At 47.0% G+C, this 21959-nt stretch carries 20 protein-coding genes; 9 read left to right on the top strand and 11 right to left on the bottom strand.

Going from position 1 to position 21959, the window contains the following annotated elements:
- The first annotated feature begins 38 nt into the window (after positions 1-38).
- Both RGU72_RS17880 and RGU72_RS17875 read left to right on the top strand, forming a co-directional pair.
- Positions 39-611: a TetR/AcrR family transcriptional regulator gene (locus tag RGU72_RS17880; protein WP_322121031.1), complete on the top strand. Its 573-nt coding sequence runs from the start codon at positions 39-41 to the stop codon at positions 609-611.
- Between the two features lie 684 nt (positions 612-1295).
- A complete protein-coding gene (locus RGU72_RS17875) occupies positions 1296-2153 on the top strand; it encodes a hypothetical protein (protein ID WP_322121030.1) in 858 nt (285 codons plus the stop codon).
- Between the two features lie 1050 nt (positions 2154-3203).
- Here RGU72_RS17875 and RGU72_RS17865 read toward each other — a convergent pair.
- From RGU72_RS17865 to RGU72_RS17855, 3 genes are all read right to left on the bottom strand, one after another.
- Positions 3204-3692: an HAD domain-containing protein gene (locus RGU72_RS17865; RefSeq protein WP_322121029.1), complete on the bottom strand. Its 489-nt coding sequence runs from the start codon at positions 3690-3692 to the stop codon at positions 3204-3206.
- 383 nt (positions 3693-4075) lie between these two features.
- On the bottom strand, positions 4076-5200 hold the full coding sequence (locus RGU72_RS17860; RefSeq protein WP_322121028.1) for an N-6 DNA methylase: 1125 nt from the start codon (positions 5198-5200) through the stop codon (positions 4076-4078).
- 1 nt (position 5201) lies between these two features.
- Positions 5202-5693: a hypothetical protein gene (locus RGU72_RS17855; RefSeq protein ID WP_322121027.1), complete on the bottom strand. Its 492-nt coding sequence runs from the start codon at positions 5691-5693 to the stop codon at positions 5202-5204.
- Positions 5694-5854: 161 nt separating this feature from the next.
- On the opposite strand from RGU72_RS17855, the gene istA reads away from it, so the two are divergent.
- Both istA and istB read left to right on the top strand, forming a co-directional pair.
- Positions 5855-7351, top strand: coding sequence for an IS21 family transposase (gene istA, locus RGU72_RS17850; RefSeq protein WP_322118258.1), 1497 nt, complete (start codon positions 5855-5857; stop codon positions 7349-7351).
- A complete protein-coding gene (istB, locus tag RGU72_RS17845) occupies positions 7344-8174 on the top strand; it encodes an IS21-like element helper ATPase IstB (RefSeq protein WP_322121026.1) in 831 nt (276 codons plus the stop codon). The genes istA and istB overlap by 8 nt, the downstream gene beginning before the upstream one ends.
- 330 nt (positions 8175-8504) lie before the next feature.
- Here the strand turns inward: istB and ssb are convergent, their stop codons facing one another.
- Positions 8505-8993, bottom strand: coding sequence for a single-stranded DNA-binding protein (gene ssb, locus RGU72_RS17840; protein ID WP_322121025.1), 489 nt, complete (start codon positions 8991-8993; stop codon positions 8505-8507).
- Positions 8994-9336: 343 nt separating this feature from the next.
- Here ssb and uvrA point away from each other — a divergent pair, with 343 nt between their 5' ends.
- The 3 genes from uvrA (at position 9337) to RGU72_RS17825 (ending at position 14279) form a co-directional block, all read left to right on the top strand.
- Positions 9337-12288 (top strand): excinuclease ABC subunit UvrA, encoded by a 2952-nt coding sequence (gene uvrA, locus RGU72_RS17835; protein ID WP_322121024.1) that lies wholly within the window; start codon positions 9337-9339, stop codon positions 12286-12288.
- A 307-nt stretch (positions 12289-12595) separates the two neighbouring features.
- Positions 12596-13171, top strand: a complete 576-nt coding sequence (pth, locus tag RGU72_RS17830) for an aminoacyl-tRNA hydrolase (RefSeq protein ID WP_322121023.1) — start codon at positions 12596-12598, stop codon at positions 13169-13171.
- 10 nt (positions 13172-13181) lie between these two features.
- Positions 13182-14279: a patatin-like phospholipase family protein gene (locus tag RGU72_RS17825; RefSeq protein WP_322121022.1), complete on the top strand. Its 1098-nt coding sequence runs from the start codon at positions 13182-13184 to the stop codon at positions 14277-14279.
- A gap of 42 nt (positions 14280-14321) precedes the next feature.
- On the opposite strand, the gene RGU72_RS17820 is transcribed toward RGU72_RS17825, so the two are convergent.
- From RGU72_RS17820 to RGU72_RS17795, 6 genes are all read right to left on the bottom strand, one after another.
- Positions 14322-14537, bottom strand: a complete 216-nt coding sequence (locus RGU72_RS17820; RefSeq protein WP_322121021.1) for a hypothetical protein — start codon at positions 14535-14537, stop codon at positions 14322-14324.
- Between the two features lie 94 nt (positions 14538-14631).
- Complete coding sequence (locus RGU72_RS17815; RefSeq protein ID WP_322121020.1) at positions 14632-15108, bottom strand: hypothetical protein; 477 nt, start codon at positions 15106-15108, stop codon at positions 14632-14634.
- A 112-nt stretch (positions 15109-15220) separates the two neighbouring features.
- Positions 15221-15442 carry a hypothetical protein gene (locus RGU72_RS17810; protein WP_322121019.1) on the bottom strand — a complete coding sequence of 74 codons (222 nt, stop codon included), beginning with the start codon at positions 15440-15442 and terminating at the stop codon, positions 15221-15223.
- Positions 15443-15492: 50 nt separating this feature from the next.
- Entirely contained in the window at positions 15493-16413 is a 921-nt protein-coding gene (locus RGU72_RS17805) for an SPFH domain-containing protein (protein WP_322121018.1), read from the bottom strand.
- Between the two features lie 428 nt (positions 16414-16841).
- Positions 16842-17708, bottom strand: coding sequence for a hypothetical protein (locus RGU72_RS17800; RefSeq protein ID WP_322121017.1), 867 nt, complete (start codon positions 17706-17708; stop codon positions 16842-16844).
- A gap of 185 nt (positions 17709-17893) precedes the next feature.
- Entirely contained in the window at positions 17894-18037 is a 144-nt protein-coding gene (locus RGU72_RS17795) for a hypothetical protein (RefSeq protein ID WP_322121016.1), read from the bottom strand.
- A gap of 442 nt (positions 18038-18479) precedes the next feature.
- Here RGU72_RS17795 and RGU72_RS17790 point away from each other — a divergent pair, with 442 nt between their 5' ends.
- A complete protein-coding gene (locus RGU72_RS17790) occupies positions 18480-19862 on the top strand; it encodes an MATE family efflux transporter (RefSeq protein ID WP_322121015.1) in 1383 nt (460 codons plus the stop codon).
- 125 nt (positions 19863-19987) lie between these two features.
- Here RGU72_RS17790 and RGU72_RS17785 read toward each other — a convergent pair whose 3' ends face one another.
- Positions 19988-20476 carry a nuclear transport factor 2 family protein gene (locus tag RGU72_RS17785; protein WP_322121014.1) on the bottom strand — a complete coding sequence of 163 codons (489 nt, stop codon included), beginning with the start codon at positions 20474-20476 and terminating at the stop codon, positions 19988-19990.
- Positions 20477-20732: 256 nt separating this feature from the next.
- Here RGU72_RS17785 and ychF point away from each other — a divergent pair, with 256 nt between their 5' ends.
- Positions 20733-21824 (top strand): redox-regulated ATPase YchF, encoded by a 1092-nt coding sequence (ychF, locus tag RGU72_RS17780; RefSeq protein WP_322121013.1) that lies wholly within the window; start codon positions 20733-20735, stop codon positions 21822-21824.
- Positions 21825-21959: the final 135 nt, after the last annotated feature.

The raw sequence follows: 21959 nt of genomic DNA, 5'->3' as shown, positions 1-21959 counted from the left end.
AGCGTCAATAGAAACGTCAACCTAAATTTCAAATTTATATGCGCTATTCGAAGGAACACAAAGAAGGAGTCCGAAGTCAACTGCTCTCGGAAAGTGGAAGCTATGCAAAAAAACATGGTTTCGCAGCAACAGGTGTTGATGCACTGGCGAATGCCGCGGGGCTGACAACAGGTTCGCTCTACAAACACTTTAGCAACAAGAACGATCTTTTTACTGCCGTAATCACAGCAGAAATAAGTCGCACTGTGCAGGTGTTTGAAAACATGAATCCAGATGATATGGGAACCATCCTTAAAGCACTGGCGAGCTACCTCAGCATGCAGCACGTACACTCACCGGATACTGGATGTCTGCTGCCCTCACTCACAGCAGAAGTAGCACGCGCTAATGACGATGCGCATCTGGCGTTTGAAGCTGGCATGCTCCGGTTCAAAGATGTATTAAAAGAAATGACTGGATCAGACACCGTAGCATGGACGGTGATCGCGCAAAACGTCGGTGCGGTCATGATTGCCAGAGCCATGCAACACGAATCAGCAAAAGAAGAAATCATTAATGCGGTGCGAACCACTGGTGCTCAACTTTTAGTCGAAGCGTTTGAAAAGAAATAACTTGTAAAACTTAAGAAAAAAAACGCAGCCTTTTAAGGGCTGCGTTTTTACTTTTGTATTGAGAAAGTCTGAAATTAAAACGGTTATACGCAACCAATTATGTAAACAAGAAAATTCCAGCTTTAGAAACTAGGCTTATTCTTTGAACTTTTCTTCATTTATGTAAATAACCTCTTAAAAAATAACAAGTTGTTTACACTTTCTGAATTTAACGATGCCAGTTTCCTGACTTAAATATTTAACTTGCCTAATGTATGGTGGTATTTTCCGCTGATGTGCTCTCTTCAGATATTCATTACATTACATATATTGGAAGTCTCTCGGTAATTGAGCCGCAAACGGCCCGTCCCACGTCTTTTTCGAGTAACACCTAGAGCGGAATGCGGCACGAGATTTTTACATTTGAGGTTTTCCAACGCGTTGGAAAACTTCGGTAATAACCGATGCCGAGGTTTTTTAACTTATGTCCGTCGATACACTAATATTGACCAGAAAAGTAAACAGCGCAAACAAACTTTAAGAAGCAAGGCAACTTCGCTTGTTAAAAAAGCAGCAGAGATAATTTCCTGGCCTCGATTGAAAATAAAATGATCATATTTCCTTATCACGTTACTCTAGACTTCCCCTAATTAAGTAGAATTTCTATCTTCTCAAAGTTAATGATTACAAATAAGTCCTTAGCCTATGCCCAAAACTGCAGAAATAGCTTCACCACTGAACGGAGATAAACTCTACCAAGAACGAGCGCGCGCAGCACTCCCCTTGCTTGTTCGGCAAGCAAGGGCCGCTAAGCCAATTTATTATTCTGCATTGGCTGAAGAGTTAGGGATGCCAAATCCTAGAAATCTCAACTACGTGCTTGGTAGCATTGGCCAAGCTATGGATCGCATCTCTAAAAAGTGGAAAACTAAAGTTCCACCAATCCAGTGTCTTGTAGTGAATAAGGCAACCGTTCTTCCTGGAGAAGGAATTGGGTGGTTTCTGATCAAGAAAGCTGATTTTGGCAAGTTGCCGCTTCGCCGTCGCCGCGAGATCGTACAAGCTGAACTACAGCATATCTACGCTTATCCTCGCTGGGATGAGGTTCTTGAGGAACTTGAGCTTGATCCAGCAAAGACAGACTTCACAAAAGAAATTTCTATAGCTTCCGGTGACTTTGGTGGCGGTGAAGGCCCTGAGCACAAATTTCTAAAGGAATACGTCGCAAACAATCCGCATGCAATTGGCCTACCAAAATCAACTCCAGCAGGAACTACCGAATACAGATTGTCATCAGGTGACGTCTTGGATGTGTCATTTCAGTACAAGAAATCATGGGTCGGGGTAGAGGTGAAATCAAGAATATCAGATCATGCAGACATAACGCGTGGAATCTTCCAATGTGTAAAGTATCAAGCGGTGCTAGATGCAATGCTAATCTCAGAAGCAAAAGATCAAAATACCAATACCATCTTGGTCCTTGAGTCAGAGTTGCCAGAGCATCTACGCCCCCTTTGCAATCTTCTTGGAGTGGAAGTTATAGACGGCGTAAATCCGCATTGATATTAAAAAATGATGCGTTACCCGTCCTTTAAATCGCCGCGCTCTTGGAATTCGTTATGCCAAGCCTTTAACGAATTCTTTGTCGCGTAACCCAATTGACGAATTGTCGCTTTGCAGCGCCTACCAAGCTTAATATATAGCTTCACCGCCCGAAGACGTTCTTCATATGAGTACATGAACCACTCCCAAAAGTAGTCCAAGATTTTATCCGCACCCCCGCTGGGTCAGTTTTAAATGCAAATCAACACGCTGAGGTCATCGGGCAGATGAACAACGTGTTTTCTGCTCGCCCCTGGATTATGTGTTTGGCACTCTATATCTATCGGGCGATTTATTTGTCTTTACGATATTTTTCCAGTAAACAGGTCTGTTTAGATCTAGTCCGACAATCAGTTATGAATGAACGTCTGAAAAAACTTTCAGTTTGCATCCGAATTTGGACGCATGGCAGATGCTAAAGATCGTGCGTGGTTCTTCGCACATGTCCTGATTAGTAAAATCAATAAGATTGATGCCGCCTTTTTGGCATGGTCTGGCGTTATTCAAATTCGCCGACACAAGATTTATCTGTGTCGCTGGGACAGCATCTCTGGCTACTTCCTGATCGCGCCACTTGTTGTCCTACTCATTATCCCTTGTTTAGTTTGTCTCTGTGACTGCGTCTCTCCGACAACTAAGTCTTTTCAGGTAACTGGCTATCTTGCATTAATTTGCTTCATGTTTAATTTTTACAAGAGTATGAGTTTCAACGTATATCGGGTGGCATCCAAATACTATGTAACAAATAGCTGGTTTGGCGAGCCATCCCTGAGGTAATCTCTCGTATGTATTCTTTCAATTCAGAAATACAGGTGGCCTTACAGTTCCAGTTTATACAGACCAATTGGTTTATTCTTGCTAATCCAACCGCAGAACGGCCATCAACAATGGCCTGATCGAGCCGGGACATATAAGCAGTCTTGTCGTCCTGATATTCTACTTCACGAGAATAGCGATGGGACGCAACTATATTGGCTTCTGCTAATGTCACAGTGCGTAAAGTCAACGTACCTAACATGGTCGCGAGGCTGCCGCTAGATGAAGTCTCAACCGTTCTTCGGCTTGGTCATTGAAGCCTGTCAGTGAATTGGTTTTGATCAGATTTTTTAGAAACGGCTTGAAAAGATAAGGTTTGTCATCAATTGCTAGCCAGCTTATCCACGGCCGTTCAGATTGTCTCAACCAGCCTTCAATCTCTGCATGTCGTTGATACCCAATCGAATCCATAATTTCTGTCACCTCCCTCCAGTCTGGAGTCGTACCTATGATCCGGCCAGCAATATCTTCAGAGAAGAATGCTTTGAGTTCAGTGACTGAACGTTTGTCTCTCCAGGTGCTGGAAATAACAATCTGCACCTCAGGAAAATCTCTTAAGACATTTTCTAGTCGCGGCAAATAGCAAAATAACTGCACCTCTAGGTAGCAGGGTTCCGGATGTAAAACACCGTCAAAATCTAAAAACAAGATCATTATTGTTTTAGCATACCCTAAAAATTGCATAAGAAAACGCCCAATAAATGTATGTCAAGGCTCCTCAGTTTGGGGTTTTTATTCGGCAGCCGCACGGCATGTCAAATAATCTATGACGAAGAATTCAAAGCTATGGGCTATTGCACAAAATGCTCATCCATAGTTTTTATGATTGATCATTCGTTTTTTCGTAAGCGTTTTGCGCGATTTTTATTATTATCGTTCCAGAATTCGCAGAAGTTGAGGAATTTGAAAATAATTAGTCGGTGGTACTACAAGTTTCTTAAATAAGCTCATACATATAGCCGGCAGGAACTGATATAACCCATTAAAGTTAACTTAAAAAAACATACCTTAACGCATGTTTGGCTTAAAGCAATAGAGCCACAGCGATTCTAGAGGCGCTTTAGTGATCAGCCTAGCACTAGTGTTGTCCCATGTTTGGGATTGACATTTTTTTGAGTTGTTTTCGGTTGAGATCGCATCAGATGCTGAACGTTGGCGCAATGAGATAGCGCTTCACGAATTCGTTCCAACGTCGTGTAAGGAGCCCCGGTTCCTCCATAAGCAGTTCGAAAGACATTCCAGTCCACCAAAATAGCTTGACTCATCAACTTTGCGTTAGCGTTCGTTTTACACATGATAGCAAGAACGCAGTCAGACAATACTACTGTCTCCCCCTCTGGCAAAAACGCAATCTTCTCCTGAGTAACTAACCCCACACGCGGCACGAGCACAGCAGGTCCATTCACTAAGTGCTTATAATCTACTGTACGACCGCCAAGTATATGTACTCGATTTTTTGATAAATTCGATGTATGAACTAAGGGATAGCTGTTTACGGACGTCAATTCATTCACCAAATGCATCTGCAACTTACCTCTGATGATCTCCAGTTCAAGGCACGCAGCTGGCGTGATTTCAGGTGGCGCCACTCGTCCAATATGGTGATAATGAAGAATCGCGACCGTGGTCGACGCCGCGATACCTTTGAATGTGGAGCGTGAGTTCGTTAGAATTTTCTGCACAGCAAAGTGAGTCTTAATTAGGTTCCACGCGCCTCTGTCTCGTTGGCTGATAAAGCAGCTATCTGGCAAGATTGCCACCATATATCCCCTTGGAGCCAGAAACTGCAGCGCACGAAGTAGAAAAGACATCGTGCTACCGGCGGTCACTTGTGAACCGAAAAATTCAGATTCTATTTTCGCTCTACCTTTTTCACTAAATGGGGGATTAATGAGAATACAATCAACTTTCTTTTGGAACGAAAATAGTTTGGAACGCTGCTGAGAGGATTCAGAAAGAAAATCAACAGCGCTTACACTCCATTCTCCATATGTCCGGCGCAATCTCCTAGTAAGATTGACGTCAATGTCATTGGCGATGAACTGAGATTTTGGCCAGCGCTTGAAGGCTTCGGACAATAATGCCCCATCTCCGCAGGCAAAATCTGCTACAGAGTTCGGGGAAAATTGCGTCGGCAACCCCATAATCATTTGCCGAGCTATTTCCGATGGTGTGTAGTGAGCGTCCAGCATGCTAGATTATTGTCACTTCTCCCGATGATCGGGTCAATATTTCTTGGTTTGTTAATTTCAATATTGCCGATACATGGTACACATGTAATCTCTCAGTTCCATCGGTTCTGCCATGTTTACGAATTGGATGATCGTATACTAGTTCTGTTGCACAGAAATTAGCCAGATGAAACATTACGGATCCCAAAGCATGAGGCTTGGTTCCAACCATTGCGATTTTCATGGCTCTGTCAGGAAATTCTTCATGCAAATCGGCTAAAGTATAGAAGCAACTAAAGGGACAATGGGCAGGTGCATATAGCACCCTCTGCCATATTGAATTTTCTGAGAGCGTAGTGCGATTGCCAAGAAATGTATCAAACAGGTACCAAGGCTTAAATCCAGGAACACCAATGATTGGAATAATGTCTTCGTAGTTTGGCTCAATATTCTCAATAATGTGCTTAAGCCTAGTCCCTTCAAAACCAAGTAAGCATGCAAAGAGTGGGTTCATATGACTCTTTGCAGAGAGTACAGCAAAGCCTGGCAAGGGCGCTATCTGTTGGCGCGCACTCAATATTGACCAGATAAACGCAGTTATACGCACTGAATATTGACCAGGTAAATTAACCTATCCTTGCAGTTTTGACTGCGAGGGAATTCAAGGTGATTACCATGGGAATGTACTCTAAGGTCAGGCGGCTATTCTACCGAGAACGGCTATCCATTAGCGAAATTCAGCGACGAACCAGCCTGTCGCGCAATACCATCAAGAAGTGGCTTAAAGAAGCCGAAGGGACTGAGCCGAAGTATGCCCGGCCTCCGACTGTCAGTAAAATAGCTCCCTTTGCATCCCTCATTCAGTTAGCACTACAAACCGACAGCCATCGACCTAAAAAAGAACGTCGTACTGCGCTTATGCTATTTAAGGAACTCCAGCAAGCAGGGTTCACCGGTAGCTACTCGGGTGTCAACCGTTACATTTACGCCTGGCGTGACCAAGCTGCCAAAGTCACTGGTAAATCTGCCTTCGTTCCACTGAAGTTTCAACTCGGCGAAGCATTCCAGTTTGACTGGAGTGAGGAGCTGCTTGTCATTGGTGGCATTCATCGCAAAATCCTTGTAGCACACACTAAGCTGTGCGCCAGCCGTGCCTTTTGGCTGGTGGCTTATCCGACGCAAAGCCACGAAATGCTCTTCGATGCCCATACTCGCGCCTTTACTGCCATGGGTGGTATTGCACGGCGCGGTATCTATGACAACATGAAGACCGCTGTCGATAAAGTCATGAAAGGCAAAGGTCGTATCGTCAATGCACGCTTCTTTGCAATGACAGCCCATTACTTGTTTGACCCCGACTTCTGCAATGTGGCGTCTGGCTGGGAGAAAGGTATTGTTGAGAAGAACGTCCAGGATAGTCGCCGTCGTATCTGGAACGACGCCAGACAGGAACGCTTCGGCAGCTTTGCGGAACTCAATGCATGGCTGGCGGTACGCTGCAAGTTACTCTGGAGTGAATGCCGCCATCCGGATTACCCTGAGTTGACCGTCGCCGACGTGCTGGAACATGAGCAAGCCCAACTCATGCCGATGCCAACACCCTTTGATGGCTATGTCGAACTCGTAGCACGGGTTTCTTCTACTTGCTTAGTTCATGTCCACCGTAATCGTTATTCAGTACCGTGCTATTTGGCCAATCACATGGTCAGTGTTCATCTGTATTCAGAACAGATTGCCGTCTACGCTGAGAATGAGAGGGTTGCATGTCATCTACGACTATTTGGACGTGATCAGACCAGCTATGACTGGCAGCATTACATCCTTCTGGCAGAAAGAAAGCCCGGTGTCTTACGAAACGGTGCACCCTTTGCATTGATGCCGGCGCCTTTAATCAAATTGCAAACCACCTTGCTACGCCGTGCCGGTGGTGATCGCGTCATGGCTCAAGTGTTAGCGGCTATCCCGCACCATGGCCTTGATACCGTCATTGTGGCAGTAGAACTAGTGCTGGAGTCCGGTGCAACCAGTGTTGAACACATCACTAACGTATTGGTGCGATTAAGTCAGGGCGATCGTCCTGACCCCGTCGCCACAAGCTTGCAATTAATCGAAGAGCCGGTAGCCGATGCAAGTCGCTACGACAGCTTACATCAGGAGAATCAGCATGTTTAACATCATCAGTGAACTTAAATCACTCAAGTTATATGGAATGGCAACTGCCTATACCGATTTAACAGCACAGAGTACCGCGTCCGTGAGTACATCGGAATGGCTCATTCAACACTTGTTAGAAGCGGAATCGACGGATCGAGCGATGCGTTCGATCCGTTATCAGTTGCACGTTGCCAAATTTCCGATTCATCGCCACCTAGCTGATTTCGATTTTAGCCAATCCAAAGTAGACCAAAAGCTGATCGAACAGTTGGCCACGTTAGCCTTCACAGAGGCTGCGCACAACGTGGTGCTGATTGGTGGCACTGGCACAGGTAAAAGCCATCTGGCAACAGCACTGGCGGTCTCCGGTATTACGCAACATGGAAAGCGAGTGCGCTTCTTCTCAACGATTGAACTGGTGAATGCCTTGGAATTAGAAAAGGCAGCAGGCAAACAAGGACGCATGGCCCTAAGCCTTATGCAGATGGATTTGGTGATCTTAGATGAGTTAGGTTACCTGCCATTCTCACAGGTGGGTGGTGCGTTACTGTTCCATTTACTGTCTAAACTCTACGAACGAACCAGCGTCGTCATCACGACCAACCTGACATTCTCTGAGTGGAGCAACGTCTTTGGCGATGCAAAACTGACGACTGCGTTACTGGACCGACTGACACACCATTGCCATATTATTGAAACAGGTAATGATTCCTATCGTTTCAAACATAGCAGTGCCACAGCAAAAATGCGGATTAAATCAAGAGAAAGAAGCCGGGAATTAAACAAGCCTGAGACTGAGATATCAGCAGAACCTGGTGAAGTCACTGGGCAGGAGTTTTAGTGCTTAAGTGGCTAAATTGAGTTCAACAAATGGAGAAAACAATGCACACATAATTGATCGACAAACCTGAAACAAACTTGTATGCTCAGCAACTAAGCGCCTGGTCAATATTCAATGCGCGCAGCTGGTCAATATTGAGTGCGCGCCAACACCCATGTCCACCAATTTGACACTATATTTCGCCACCAACAATGCTCCTTGTTTACGTTTTATACGACTAGGTTATATAAAAACTATAACCGTTGTCAATAAGAAATGTGTAAACAAGAAAAACGCCCTACAAATCAAAGACTTGCAGGGCGTAGTTTACAGAATCAAAGAGACTAGGTCTCAAAACGGAATATCATCATCCATATCAGAAAAATTCGGTGCCGGGCGCGATGCTGGTGCCTGACGTGGTGCAGATGATGGCGCTGGTGCGCTTTGGCGTGGTGCTGATGGGGCGCCGCCGTACTCATCCATCGGTGCACCGCCGCCCATACCTGGACGTCCGCCCAACATTTGCATGGTGTCTGCTTTAATGTCGGTTGCGTATTTCTCTACGCCGTCTTTGTCGGTATATTTACGTGTACGCAGGCTGCCTTCTACATAGACTTGCGAGCCTTTTTTCAGATACTGACCAGCGATTTCTGCCAGTTTGCCGAAAAAAGTAATGCGATGCCATTCGGTCTGTTCTTTTTTCTCGCCGGTGGCTTTATCTTTCCAGTTTTCTGTAGTGGCAACGGTGATGCTGGTCATGGCGTCGCCGCTAGGCATGTAACGCGTTTCTGGGTCGCGTCCGAGATTGCCGATAATCTGGACTTTATTGAGGGATGCCATGTATTTCTCCTGTTGTTCGCTAATTAAGTTCACTAAGTAATAGTGATTATTTTGATGAATTTGACAATAACTCTGGCTAAAACCACATTCAGCCCATTCAGCCATCTCGCTGTTTAGCTGATTGAGCATTTGCCGCCGATTATAAGCCAGACAAGCTTAGTAAAGCGTTTCAGAATGCTCTTATCCATTCGTGACGTTGCCATAAAGATATGTCAAACACGGGACAAAAACAAAGTCCGCAGCTTGCACACGTCAAATTTCAAAAACCCGTTATAGTATCAGGTTGCTTGTTCCCGAATCAAAAAACCGGGGCGCCAAACCATCCTTACGGAAAGCAGTTGATATGACACAAAATACGGTCAAAGTTCGTGCAAAATCGGCCAAAGCAGCCAAGCCTGCTGAAATCGACTTCGATAAAACTGGCATCCCCGCACCTAAGCGTGACGAAATCCGCATTCGCGGTGCGCGTACACATAATTTAAAAAACATCAGTTTAGATTTGCCACGCAATAAGCTGGTGGTCATTACTGGTTTATCCGGCTCAGGCAAATCGTCTTTGGCGTTTGATACTTTGTATGCAGAAGGCCAGCGACGTTATGTCGAATCACTATCTGCTTATGCACGACAGTTTTTGCAATTGATGGAAAAACCGGATGTCGATCTGATTGAAGGCTTGTCCCCTGCCATTTCGATAGAGCAAAAAGCGACCTCGCACAATCCGCGTTCTACCGTCGGTACGGTAACTGAGATCCACGATTATCTGCGCCTTTTGTATGCCCGCGTCGGTACGCCGTATTGCCCGGATCATCCAGAAAATCCATTGGCAGCGCAGTCTGTATCGCAAATGGTGGATACCGTGCTGGCAATGCCGGAAGATACCAAGCTCATGATTTTGGCGCCCGTGGTGTCCAACCGCAAAGGTGAGCATGTTGATTTGTTTGAGCAGATGCAAGCGCAGGGCTTTGTGCGCTTCCGCGTACAAACTGGCACACACCCGGCCAAGATTGTCGAAGTGGATGATCTGCCTAAATTAAAAAAGACAGAGAAGCATACGATCGACGTGGTGATTGATCGTGTCAAAGTCAAGGCTGAGATCAAACAACGTCTGGCAGAATCATTCGAGACCTCACTGCGCATCGCCAATGGTCGCGCCTTGATTGTGAATATGGACAACGGCCATGAGCAATTATTTTCGAATAAATTTGCCTGCCCGACTTGCGGTTATTCGCTACAAGAATTAGAACCGCGCCTGTTCTCCTTCAATAATCCTATGGGTGCTTGCCCAGAGTGTGATGGCCTCGGCCACATCGAATTTTTTGATCCGAAACGGATTGTTGCCTTCCCAAATTTGTCGCTGGCCAGCGGTGCGGTCAAGGGCTGGGACAGACGCAATCAATTCTATTTCCAGATGTTGTCCAACCTCGCGGCGTTCTATGATTTTGATATTGATACGCCGTTTGAACAATTGCCAGAGTCTGCTCAGCAAGTGATTTTGTACGGATCAGGCAAACAGAATATTCCCTTCACTTACATCAATGAGCGCGGTCGCACCGTCATCAAAGAACATACCTTTGAAGGCGTGATCGTCAATCTGCAACGCCGTTACCGCGAGACAGACTCGATGGCGGTAAAAGAAGAACTCGCCAAGTTCATCAACGAAAAGCAATGCCCAAGCTGCGACGGCGCACGTTTGCGGGTTGAGGCTCGTTACGTCAAAGTCGGTAACGGAGCGCAAGAAAAAGCGATTTACGAAGTCAGCGCCCTGCCTTTGCGCCAAACCCTGAGCTTCTTTGAATCATTAACTTTAGTCGGTGCAAAACGAGAAATCGCAGATCGCATCATTAAAGAAATCAGCTCGCGTCTAACCTTTCTCAACAACGTCGGTCTGGACTATTTATCGCTGGACCGCAGCGCCGATACGCTTTCTGGCGGCGAGGCACAGCGTATCCGTCTGGCGTCACAAATCGGCTCTGGTCTGACTGGCGTGATGTATGTCCTGGATGAACCCTCGATCGGATTACATCAGCGCGACAATGATCGTCTGATCGATACGCTAAAACATTTGCGTGATATCGGTAACTCTGTGCTGGTGGTCGAGCATGATGAGGATGCGATCCGCTGCGCCGACTTTGTCGTCGATATGGGTATCGGTGCAGGTGTGCATGGCGGTGAAGTCATTGCCCAAGGTACGCTAGAAGACATCATGAAAAGCGAACGCTCGCTGACCGCGCAATACCTGAGCGGTGCCATGGCAATCGCCGTCCCCAAAAAGCGCACGACCTTTAATCCGGAAAAACAATTCGTGATCTCTGGCGCACGCGGCAACAACTTAAAAAACGTGACGCTCAAGTTGCCAGTTGGCTTGCTCACCTGCGTGACCGGCGTATCCGGCTCTGGCAAATCTACACTGGTCAATGACACCTTATACCCGGCCGCTGCGCGCCACTTATATGGATCGCAAACCGAGCCTGCCGCGTTTGACAGCATCAGCGGGCTAGAACATTTTGATAAAGTCATCTCGGTCGATCAAGCACCGATCGGGCGCACACCGCGCTCTAATCCAGCTACCTATACTGGTTTATTCACCCCGATACGCGATCTGTTTTCTACCGTGCCAGTGGCTAAAGAACGAGGCTACAGTGCGGGGCGTTTCTCGTTCAACGTCAAAGGCGGTCGCTGCGAATCCTGTCAGGGTGATGGCGTCATCAAAGTCGAAATGCATTTTTTACCCGACGTGTACGTACCCTGCGATGTGTGCCACGGCAAGCGCTATAACCGCGAGACATTAGAAGTCCAATACAAGGGCAAAAATATCAACGAGGTGCTGGGCTTGACGGTAGAAGATGCGTATGAATTCTTTAAACCAGTTCCCGTCATCGCACGTAAACTGCACACACTGCTAGATGTGGGTCTGGGCTACATCCGACTGGGTCAAAGCGCTACTACACTGTCTGGCGGCGAAGCACAACGGGTAAAATTGTCTCTGGAATTATCCAAACGTGACACTGGTCGTACTCTGTATATTTTGGATGAACCGACCACGGGTCTGCATTTCCACGATATCGATTTGCTGCTCAAAGTCATTCACCGTTTACGCGATCAAGGCAATACGGTTGTCATCATCGAACACAATTTAGACGTAATTAAAACCGCCGACTGGATCGTCGATCTGGGACCAGAAGGCGGCGCAGGCGGTGGTCTGATTATCGCCAGCGGTACGCCAGAGGATGTTGCAGCAAACCCTGAGAGTGTGACGGGTAAGTATTTACAGCCCTTGCTGAAGAAAAAAAAGTAAAACTACTTGTCCAATGATTCTGCGGCTTCTGGCATGATTTTAAGCCAGAAGCCGCAGAATCATTGGACGTTCTATTTTTATTTTGTCTAAAAATTTTAACCAGAATACTGCTGCGGCGTGCGTCATACGCACCGTAGCAAGCGACAAAAAACAGCAAGGTGTACTGGTGAGCATGGCGCACCATACGGTTATTAATTATAGACAAGCGAACTATGTGACCTGTTGATCTTCAAGATGACGTGTAAAAAATTCAAATCAATTCAATCTATCAACTCACAGCTAATGTACTATTTTTGCTGAAATTATTATGTCTATCCGCCTCATAGTCGGCCTCGGCAATCCTGGCCCTGAATACGAACAAACCCGCCACAATGCTGGCTTCTGGCTGGTTGATCAACTTGCAATAAATGGTTTGCAACGCGATAAAAATTTTAACGCGTTGGTAGCTAAAACACGGCTTGCTGGCGAAGAGGTCTGGCTGTTGCAGCCACAAACATTTATGAATCGTTCTGGCCAGTCGGTCGGTGCGATTTGTCGGTTTTATAAAATCACGCCAGATCAAGTATTGGTGGTGCATGATGAGCTGGATATTTTGCCGGGTATTGCTAAGCTTAAATTAGGTGGCTCGTCTGGTGGTCATAACGGGTTGAAAGACATCACCGCTGCTTTGGGGACACAAGATTACTGGCGGCTGCGTATTGGTATCGGACATCCGCGTAGTCTGAATTTGCAGCAAGGGGTCGCTGATTTTGTTTTACATCGCCCGCGCAAAGAAGAGCAGCCTTTGATCGACGAATCGATTGCCAAGAGTCTGGAGATCATTCCTATGCTGGTCGAAGGAAAATTTTCTGCCGCGACGATGCAGTTACATACCGTGAAATAAAGTACCTCCTATGACATCACCCATACAAATCCGCGCCGGAAAATTTGCTCTCGAACATATTCGTCAACATGGTTTGCAGGCGCGCGACATCGCGGTTATCCCTGCTGCTGCGGGTGGCCCTAAAGGGTTGATTTTGCAGGCGCTGGATCAATGGTTATTTGGAGAATGGTTGCCAAGCGCACCGCGCGAACGCACCTTGATCGGCGCCTCTATCGGTGCCTGGCGTATGGCAGCGGCGAGCCACGCTGATCCGGTGGCGGCGTTCCAGCGCCTCGGTGATTTGTATTGTGAGCAGCGTTATCCTGAAAAACCTTCAGCCCAATATGTGACGGATGTTTGCGTTGAATTGCTACAAAATTTTATCGGTGGTTACGAGCAAGAAATCGTACACCAACCGCTGCACCGTCTGCATCTGCTGGCAGTACGTGGCCGGGGCTTTTTAAGCGCACCACAATCGAGTGGCAAAGCTAAAGCAGGATTTGTGGCAGCGACGTTTTCGAACCTGGCATCGCGCTCTAAACTCGCTAATCACATGGACAGAATGGTGATTGGCGACATGCGTGATCCGCTGTTTTGGCTGAAGGCAAAATTTGATGCGTTCGATACCCATTTCTCATCATTAACGGCGGATAATTTAGCCTCCGCCTTATTAGCATCAGGTACCTTGCCGCTGATTATGGAACCTGTGCGCCATATTCCTCATGCGCCGACAGGTACGTATTGGGATGGTGGAATTATTGATTACCATCTGGCGCTGCCTTACTCGCGTTTAAGCGGTAACAAAGAAGGTGGCTTAGTGCTTTATCCGCATTTTACCGACCATATCGTGCCGGGCTGGCTGGATAAAAGTTTGCCCTGGCGACGTGCCAGCATAGGCAAAAACCGGCATTGGCTGGACAACGTGATTATGGTGTCGCCATCACCGGGCTTTTTACAAACTCTGCCACGCGGCAAGGTACTCGATAGGAAAGATTTTTTCTTTTACGGTACCAATCATGATCTACGTATTCATCATTGGAAAACCGCGATGGGAGAAGGTGCGCGGCTGCGGGATGCGTTCGCTGATTTTATTCAACGGCCTGATGTAAGCCAGGTATTGCCGCTGTAAACTGGCAGTATCGAGAGATTGTGCGGCGAAGAAAATAGTAATCTAAGAAGCTGACGGTAAAACGAGATCCGTTTTTACGTCATCCTGGCTAGCAGCTTCTATGTCGACTTTGCGGCCACGCTGGCTTAAAGCGTCTCTCAGTAAATACTCCACTTGCGCATTACTACTCCTCAGTTCTTGCGCAGCCATGCGCTCGATCTCTGCCCAGAGTACAGGATCGATACGCAACATGAAAGATTTTTTCCCGGGGCTGGCCATGATGTTTCTGATCTACCTGAGTGAGCGACTTAATTGGTGAACTTAACTGGCGAACTTACTTGGTTAGCTTAGCAACTAAGCTTATTTAGTAAGCTTATTTAATAAGCTTATTGGCATAATTTGCTAGCGCATTGTTCAATGCGGCACACAACACCTCAGGTTCGGCAGAACCTAACCTCAGGCTGGAGCCATCCGCTTTGGTAATACGTACCGCGCCTTTTCCGGCGGCGTTGTAGAGCATGCCTTCTTTGGTAAAGCGGATACCCCAGCCTTCTATCCAGCGCGATTCACATTGCTCTATCTGACGGATATCGGTCAGCGCTAACTTCCATGCGGGCCAGCCAAACAAGCCGAAATACCAGCGCAAATGGGTATTGTCTATTTTGACTGTCAATCGTCCCAGCAAACCCAGCACCATAAAATTGATCGCAGCAATCGTCAGCAGCGCGCGCAAACGGGCGACGGGATCAAGCCCTATGGTTTTCACTGCCATCATGATTAAGGTCACTAAAGGCAGCATGATCCAGAGGACTTTCATCCATTGGCTTTGTTGATATTTAATTTCGTTCACAACATTTTCCTCAACAATTTTGTTTTTGATTCTGACTAGCTGGCGAACTTATTTAGTTACTTCGCTTACTACTTTGTTTCACTACTTCGTTAAGCGACTTCATTTTGCTAGATTAAGGTACTGAAGGTTGATCGCTCACATCTGATGTTGCATTGTGCGAACTGGCTACGGCAGGCGTGACTGGCACAAACGGGCCTTGCAGACGGAACTTGGCAAACCGCTCGACTTTATCCTGACCAAACCAACGGCCTAAAAATGATAAACCGAGGAAGCATAAAATCAGTGCCAAAACGGAGGCGACTAAGACACCGAAGATCATTAAAAATGGATACATATCAACCCCTCAACAATATTCATCAGGAACAGAACTTCAAACCAGCAGACTCAATTGTAAAGCGTACCGGTATTAATAATCGGCTGCGTCTCTTTATCCGAGCAAAGCACGACCAGCAAATTACTCACCATTGCAGCTTTGCGCTCGTCATCGAGCTCGACGATCTTGCGTTCAGACAAACCCTTGAGCGCTTCTTCTACCATCGTCACCGCACCATGTACGATTTTTTTACGTGCACTGATAATTGCATCGGCTTGCTGTCTGCGCAGCATGACTTGCGCGATTTCTGGTGCATAGGCCAAATGCGTGAGCTTGGCATCTTCCACATCGATCCCCGCGACTTCAAACCGGGTATGTAACTCTTGTCGTAAGGCTTTAGTCACCTCATCTAAACCAGCACGCAAGGTGGTCTCGTGCTCCGCCAGATCATCGCCCTCGTCATACGCATATTGCGATGCGAGATGACGGATCGCGGTTTCGGCTTGCACGTTCACAAAGCGCTCGAAGTCATCGATATTGAATAAGGCCAGCGCCGTATCTTGTACGCGCCAGACAATCGCCGCACCAATCTCCACCGGATTGCCGCGCTTATCATTCACCTTCAAAGTTGGCGAATTTAAAGTGCGAGCCCGCAAACTGACTTTGCGTACCGAATACAAAGGATTGGCCCAACGCAAACCCGCGCTGCGATCGGTGCCGATGTACTTACCAAACAAAGACAACAAGGCCGCCTCATTCGGTTGCAGCATGTACAAGCCCGACAATAAAAACGCACCCAATATGCTGATCAGCAATTTACCAAAAATCGGCAATACCACTGGCTCCAACGCATTGAAACCAGACCAAGCCCAATAACCACCCGCCACAATCAAAAACAACCCAACGGCCACCATCAGATAACCATCTGGCGAGGAATGAATGCGTTCATGCATCAATGACTTGCCACCGACAACTTTACTTGCTGTGTTCATATTATCTCCGTTTGAATGACATCAAAGTGATATCACTTTAGTAGCACTGATTGGAGATGTCAAGAAGAGTTTGTATGAAAGGAAGGAAATCCACTGCCGGGCAAAAGCGATGCTATGGAGCTCGGTGAGCACGTATCGAACTCGACTCTACAGCACTGACCAAAAATATACTCTCATATGTATATTTTAAGTGTCCATATAATCATTGGACAATTCAACATATTCATTGTAAAAATGGGGGAGTATATGATATTTGATTAAGCTTGCAGGTAGGAAGAATGGTTCAGCATACTTTTCTTGAAGCAGAAAGTGCTGGGATGAAATTCAAGCACTTCCGGACATCCGTATTGAATTTAGTCCTGATTTAGCCGCAAGAACAGCACGAGGCGCGCATGCTATGACTGTGCCCGTGCATGTTCTGACAAATATTACAGCTTAGGAGTGGGTGCTTTTTTGTGCTCTTCCAAAATCTCAGCGTTCTTTTTATCCATCATTGCACGTGCCGCAGCATACTCGGCTGTCATCATCGCAAAATCGGTAACACCAACCTCAATGGTGTTGTACTCTCGGCCGCTATTATTTGATTCCGCGAGAGCAACACCGACTGATTGCCGGCAATCTTTAAATTTACTCATCGGATAACTGACATTAATAGCCGTTCCAAATCGTCCATTGCAGTCGTTCAAATCGATGCCAACGCCGGTGCGACTGTAGCCCGGACGGTAAGCCATCCAGTTCAAATCGCTAGAAGTTTGGCTGCTGGGGGTACCATATTTTTCCATCAGCGCTTTTTTTATTTCCGTCGCTACGACTGGATGATCAAATTTTTCGCGACGTAAAATAGCCATCACCTTGCCTGATTGCGGCCCAAATCGCACATCAACCATTGCAAGATCTCGGCTACCAGTACTGGCACTTGAATTAATCGTGTACACCAAACTCCACAAAATTCCGGGGAAACTTTGTCCCATCGGATGAGTGTTAGTCGAGCCCAATTTATAACCCTTACCAGTCAATACCTGATCGACCTGCTGTCGCGTATCCCCGATTTTGATACCGATTGTTTCTAAGACTTTAGGAATACCATCCTTGCTAACTGCGCCGCCGGTATTCGCAGTGTCAGCGCCTGAGTTATTCGCATTGTCCTTAGTCGCATCGGGAGTTTTAGCTTGTGAGCTGCTATCGGAAATACTCTTCTTGATAATGTCCTTCAAATTAAACGTGGCCGTTTGCGAATGGGCCAATAAGGGAGAAAAAAGTAGTGCGCTAGCGCATACAAAGTGGGTGATTTTCATGAATGAGATGATGTGGTTAATTTTGTCATGTCGCGAGACTGTGAGTTTAGAGTCAACAACGGCTATCAGCGCCAATGCGAAAAAAATGCTAATTGGACAACCGATTGTCACCGATGGCATATCATTTCGTCAACTGAATGCTTGATCATCTTTGCTGGAACAAATCGGCAACTAAATAAACTCACCTATCCGTCACGCCACGACATGCGGATACGGATACGGATACGGATACGGATACGGATACGGATACGGATACGGATACGGATACGGTCAAGAATCGCGAGCGGAAATACGAAGAATGGGAATCTCAGCTTATAAGGCGCATGCATCTGCTAGTGCCTGACTTTGCGTTTTAATGCCTACGGCCAAGCACTGCTAACCAGAGCCACATGAACTTTTACGCGGTGCTAAAATAAATACTACCTACATGTATATTTCAATCGTCCAATTACTTATTGGACAATACGGCATATTTCTATAAAAATAAGGGGAGTATGTTATTAATCCCGCATCAAAAAGAGCGCATGACCGCTAGCTTTGGGACTGCTGTTTAGCGTTCAGCATCACCTTAAGATGCTTCGTTAAGATACTTTTTAGGATTTACGCAAAATTATCCTGGCACGGCCGCAGCAACCAAGATCGTACTTATAGTGCGAACGGGAGCTACAACGCAGCTGCGGAGGCTTTGCGCAAATCCTCTTTTTATAAAAAATGAACTAAGATGCCACTCGCACTCTATTTTGCGACTCACACTCGCCTGCACTGCTGATTATGAAAACAAAAATCCTTACCGAATCCCGCGCCATGTGGCAACTCGCCTGGCCTGTCCTGATCGGCCAACTCGCTACCGTCGGCATGGGTGTCGCCGATGTGGCGATGACGGGGCATGCCAGTGCCAATGATCTGGCCGCTGTCGCGCTGGGTGCATCTTTGTGGGCGATGGTGCTGGTCACCGTGATGGGTGTGATGATGGCAATCAATGCGATCGTGGCGCATGAGGTCGGGGCTAATGCACATCATAAAATCCCGCATATCGTCCGCCAGTCCTTGTGGATGGGCTTGGGCGTGGGTCTGGTGGGATGTGTCTTGCTCAATCTGTCCACCGTGGTATTCGATCATATTTATCTGGAAGATAGCGTACGAGATAAAGCCGCGCAATTTGTGCATGTGATCAGTATTGGCTTGCCGCCTTTTGCCTGCTACCGCGCGCTCTATGGCTATACCGCCAGCCTGAACCAAACCAAGCCGGTGATGGTGATCGCGCTATTTGGATTGGCTTTTAATGTGTGTATTAACTGGTTGCTGATTTATGGCCATTGGGGCTTACCAAAATTGGGCGCAACAGGCTGTGCCGTAGCGACTGGCGTCGGTATGTGGCTGATGTTGGGAGCCATGGTCTTATGGATTAAAAAAGCACCGGCCTATCAATCAACTTACCCGTTCACACATAGAGAACCTGCACACTGGCCAGAGATACGCAAGATGCTGCGCATGGGCTTGCCCATCGGGGTGACCTATTTTGCGGAAGTCAGTGCATTTTGTGTGATCGGCTTACTGGTGGCACGCTTTGGTGTAGTCACGGTATCGGCACATCAGATTGCCTTAAATTTTTCGTCCCTGGTGTTTATGGTGCCGCTGAGTTTTGGTATTGCCTCGGTAACACGTGTCGGTCAGGCGATGGGGGAAAATGACACGCAACGTGCCCGTTTTTCATCTTGGGTAGGCGTAGGTTTATCGCTGGGATTTGCGGTGATATCGGCGTTGATGATCACCCTGTTCAGGCAAGAAATCGCAGCAGCGTACACCAGCGATGTCGCCGTCCAGCAAGTGACGGTCAAGCTATTACTGCTGGCAGCGATCTTCCAGTTATCCGATGGTGCTCAGGTCGCCGCATCTTCCGCGATACGAGGTTACAAAATCACCCGCACGCCGATGCTGATCCATCTGACAGCGTTCTGGGGTGTCTGTATTCCACTCGGTTGCATACTAGGTTTGGCACCTGAGTGGTTCCCGCTGCGGCCAGCAGAACCAATGGCTGCCAGCGGTTTCTGGATATCGCTGGTGGTTGGATTAACCATTGCCGCTGTATCGCTGGTGGTGTATTTACACCGCGTCTCGACTAGGTATTTGAAGAAAAATACTGCGCTCGCTTAATCAAAGCCACCAAATCAAAATCGCCGCTGTTTATTAAGTTAAGAACGTAAGTTGAAAACGTTAAACAGCGGCTATATCTCGCTTAATGAATTATTTAAATAAGCGCTAAACAAGACACGACAAACTTATTTTTTCAAAGCGCTATCCCAGTGTTCGGCAATTTTTCCGTCCTGAATACGGAACATGTCAAACCAGGTCGTGGTATATTTTTTGGTGGCATCTTTGGGATCGTCATACTGACGGACAAAACTAAGAACGACCATATCGCCATCGCCAACGATGGACACAAGTGGTGCTTTGATCTGCGCAGCAATCGGGGATGGTTTGGTAAATTTAGAGAAAAAATCGACAAACGCAGCGCGTCCTGACGCCACATTCGGATTGTGCTGAATATATGATTCGGTCAGATATTTATCCGCCAGATCCATATGTCCCCCCTCAAATACCTCACGCCAAAAGTCATACACCAGGCGCTTATTTGCCGCAACCTGTGTATCAGGGCTTGCCAATAAGGCTGCTTGATTTGGATTAGCTTGCACCGCAACCTGAGCCTGCGCTGACAACGGCAATGTAAAAGCACACGCCAAACCTAAAGTGATTAACAATTTAGTCAAAGGACTCTCCCTAAAATAATCGGCAACTAGCATGATTGCTGGCCGCATTTAAAATATATGAGTTTAATTTCAAAAATACCAAGTAAATTGTAGCAATTTTTTTCGGGCGTCATAAAAACCCACGCCAAGCTGAAAGAATATCCGCTCACCAATTCAGACGAACTCCATCCTCAGCGTCAAAACCGCCTGAATAAGCCGATGTTCCGGTAAAATAGCGGGCTAATCTAATCACATCTCACCTCTTCGGTAAAATATCATGAGTCTCAAATGCGGCATCGTCGGCCTGCCTAACGTCGGCAAATCTACTCTTTTTAATGCACTGACCAAAGCAGGCATCCCGGCAGAAAACTATCCTTTCTGTACGATCGAACCCAATGTCGGCATGGTAGAGGTACCCGATCCGCGTCTGGCGCAATTGGCCGCCATCGTTAAACCAGAACGTATCCAAAACGCGATTGTTGAGTTTGTCGATATCGCTGGGCTGGTTGCCGGTGCCTCGAAAGGCGAAGGCTTGGGCAATCAGTTCCTCGCCCACATCCGCGAAACCGATGCTATCGTCAACGTCGTACGCTGCTTTGTAGATGACAATGTGATCCACGTCGCAGGCAAGGTCAGCCCGCTCGATGATATCGAAGTCATTCAGACTGAACTGGCATTGGCCGATATGAGCTCGGTAGAAAAAGCCATCCACCGCGAAAACAAAAAAGCCCGCTCCGGCGACAAAGATGCCGCCAAACTGGTCGCCATATTAGAGCGCATCATGCCCGCACTGAACGACGCAAAACCAGTGCGCGCCCTGGGTCTGGACGCAGAAGAAATGCTGTTGATCAAGCCACTTTGCCTGATCACTGCCAAGCCAGCGATGTACGTCGCTAACGTATCCGATACCGGTTTTAAAGATAATCCCTTACTGGATCAACTGACTGCCTACGCCCAATCACAAAATGCGCCTATCGTCGCCATTTGTGCATCGATCGAAGCAGAAATTGCCGATCTGGATGACGCCGATAAAACCGATTTCTTAAACGACATGGGCATGGAAGAGCCGGGACTAGATCGCCTAATCCGCGCCGCATTCAAACTGCTTGGCCTGCAAACTTATTTCACCGCCGGTGTCAAAGAAGTCCGCGCCTGGACCATTCATGTCGGTGATACCGCACCACAGGCAGCAGGCGTGATCCACACCGATTTCGAACGCGGCTTCATCCGTGCACAAACCATAGCGTTTGATGACTTCATCAACTTTAAAGGTGAAGCTGGTGCAAAAGACGCAGGTAAGATGCGCGCTGAAGGTAAGGAATATGTGGTTAAGGATGGTGATGTGCTGAACTTCTTGTTTAACGTCTAAGTACTAATTTAATGATTCTCGTCCTCAGTGGTGAGAGCTCTAAAAAAGCGTTGCTTGTACAAACAAGTGACGCTTTTTTATTCATGTTATTCGCCTTACGTTAGCGCTTTATTAGCGCTTTGCGAGCCCAACACT

Origin of the sequence: Undibacterium sp. 5I1, from assembly GCF_034314085.1 — a bacterium.
In the GTDB taxonomy this organism is placed as follows: domain Bacteria; phylum Pseudomonadota; class Gammaproteobacteria; order Burkholderiales; family Burkholderiaceae_D; genus Undibacterium.
This window is presented reverse-complemented; position numbering and strand designations above follow the sequence as displayed.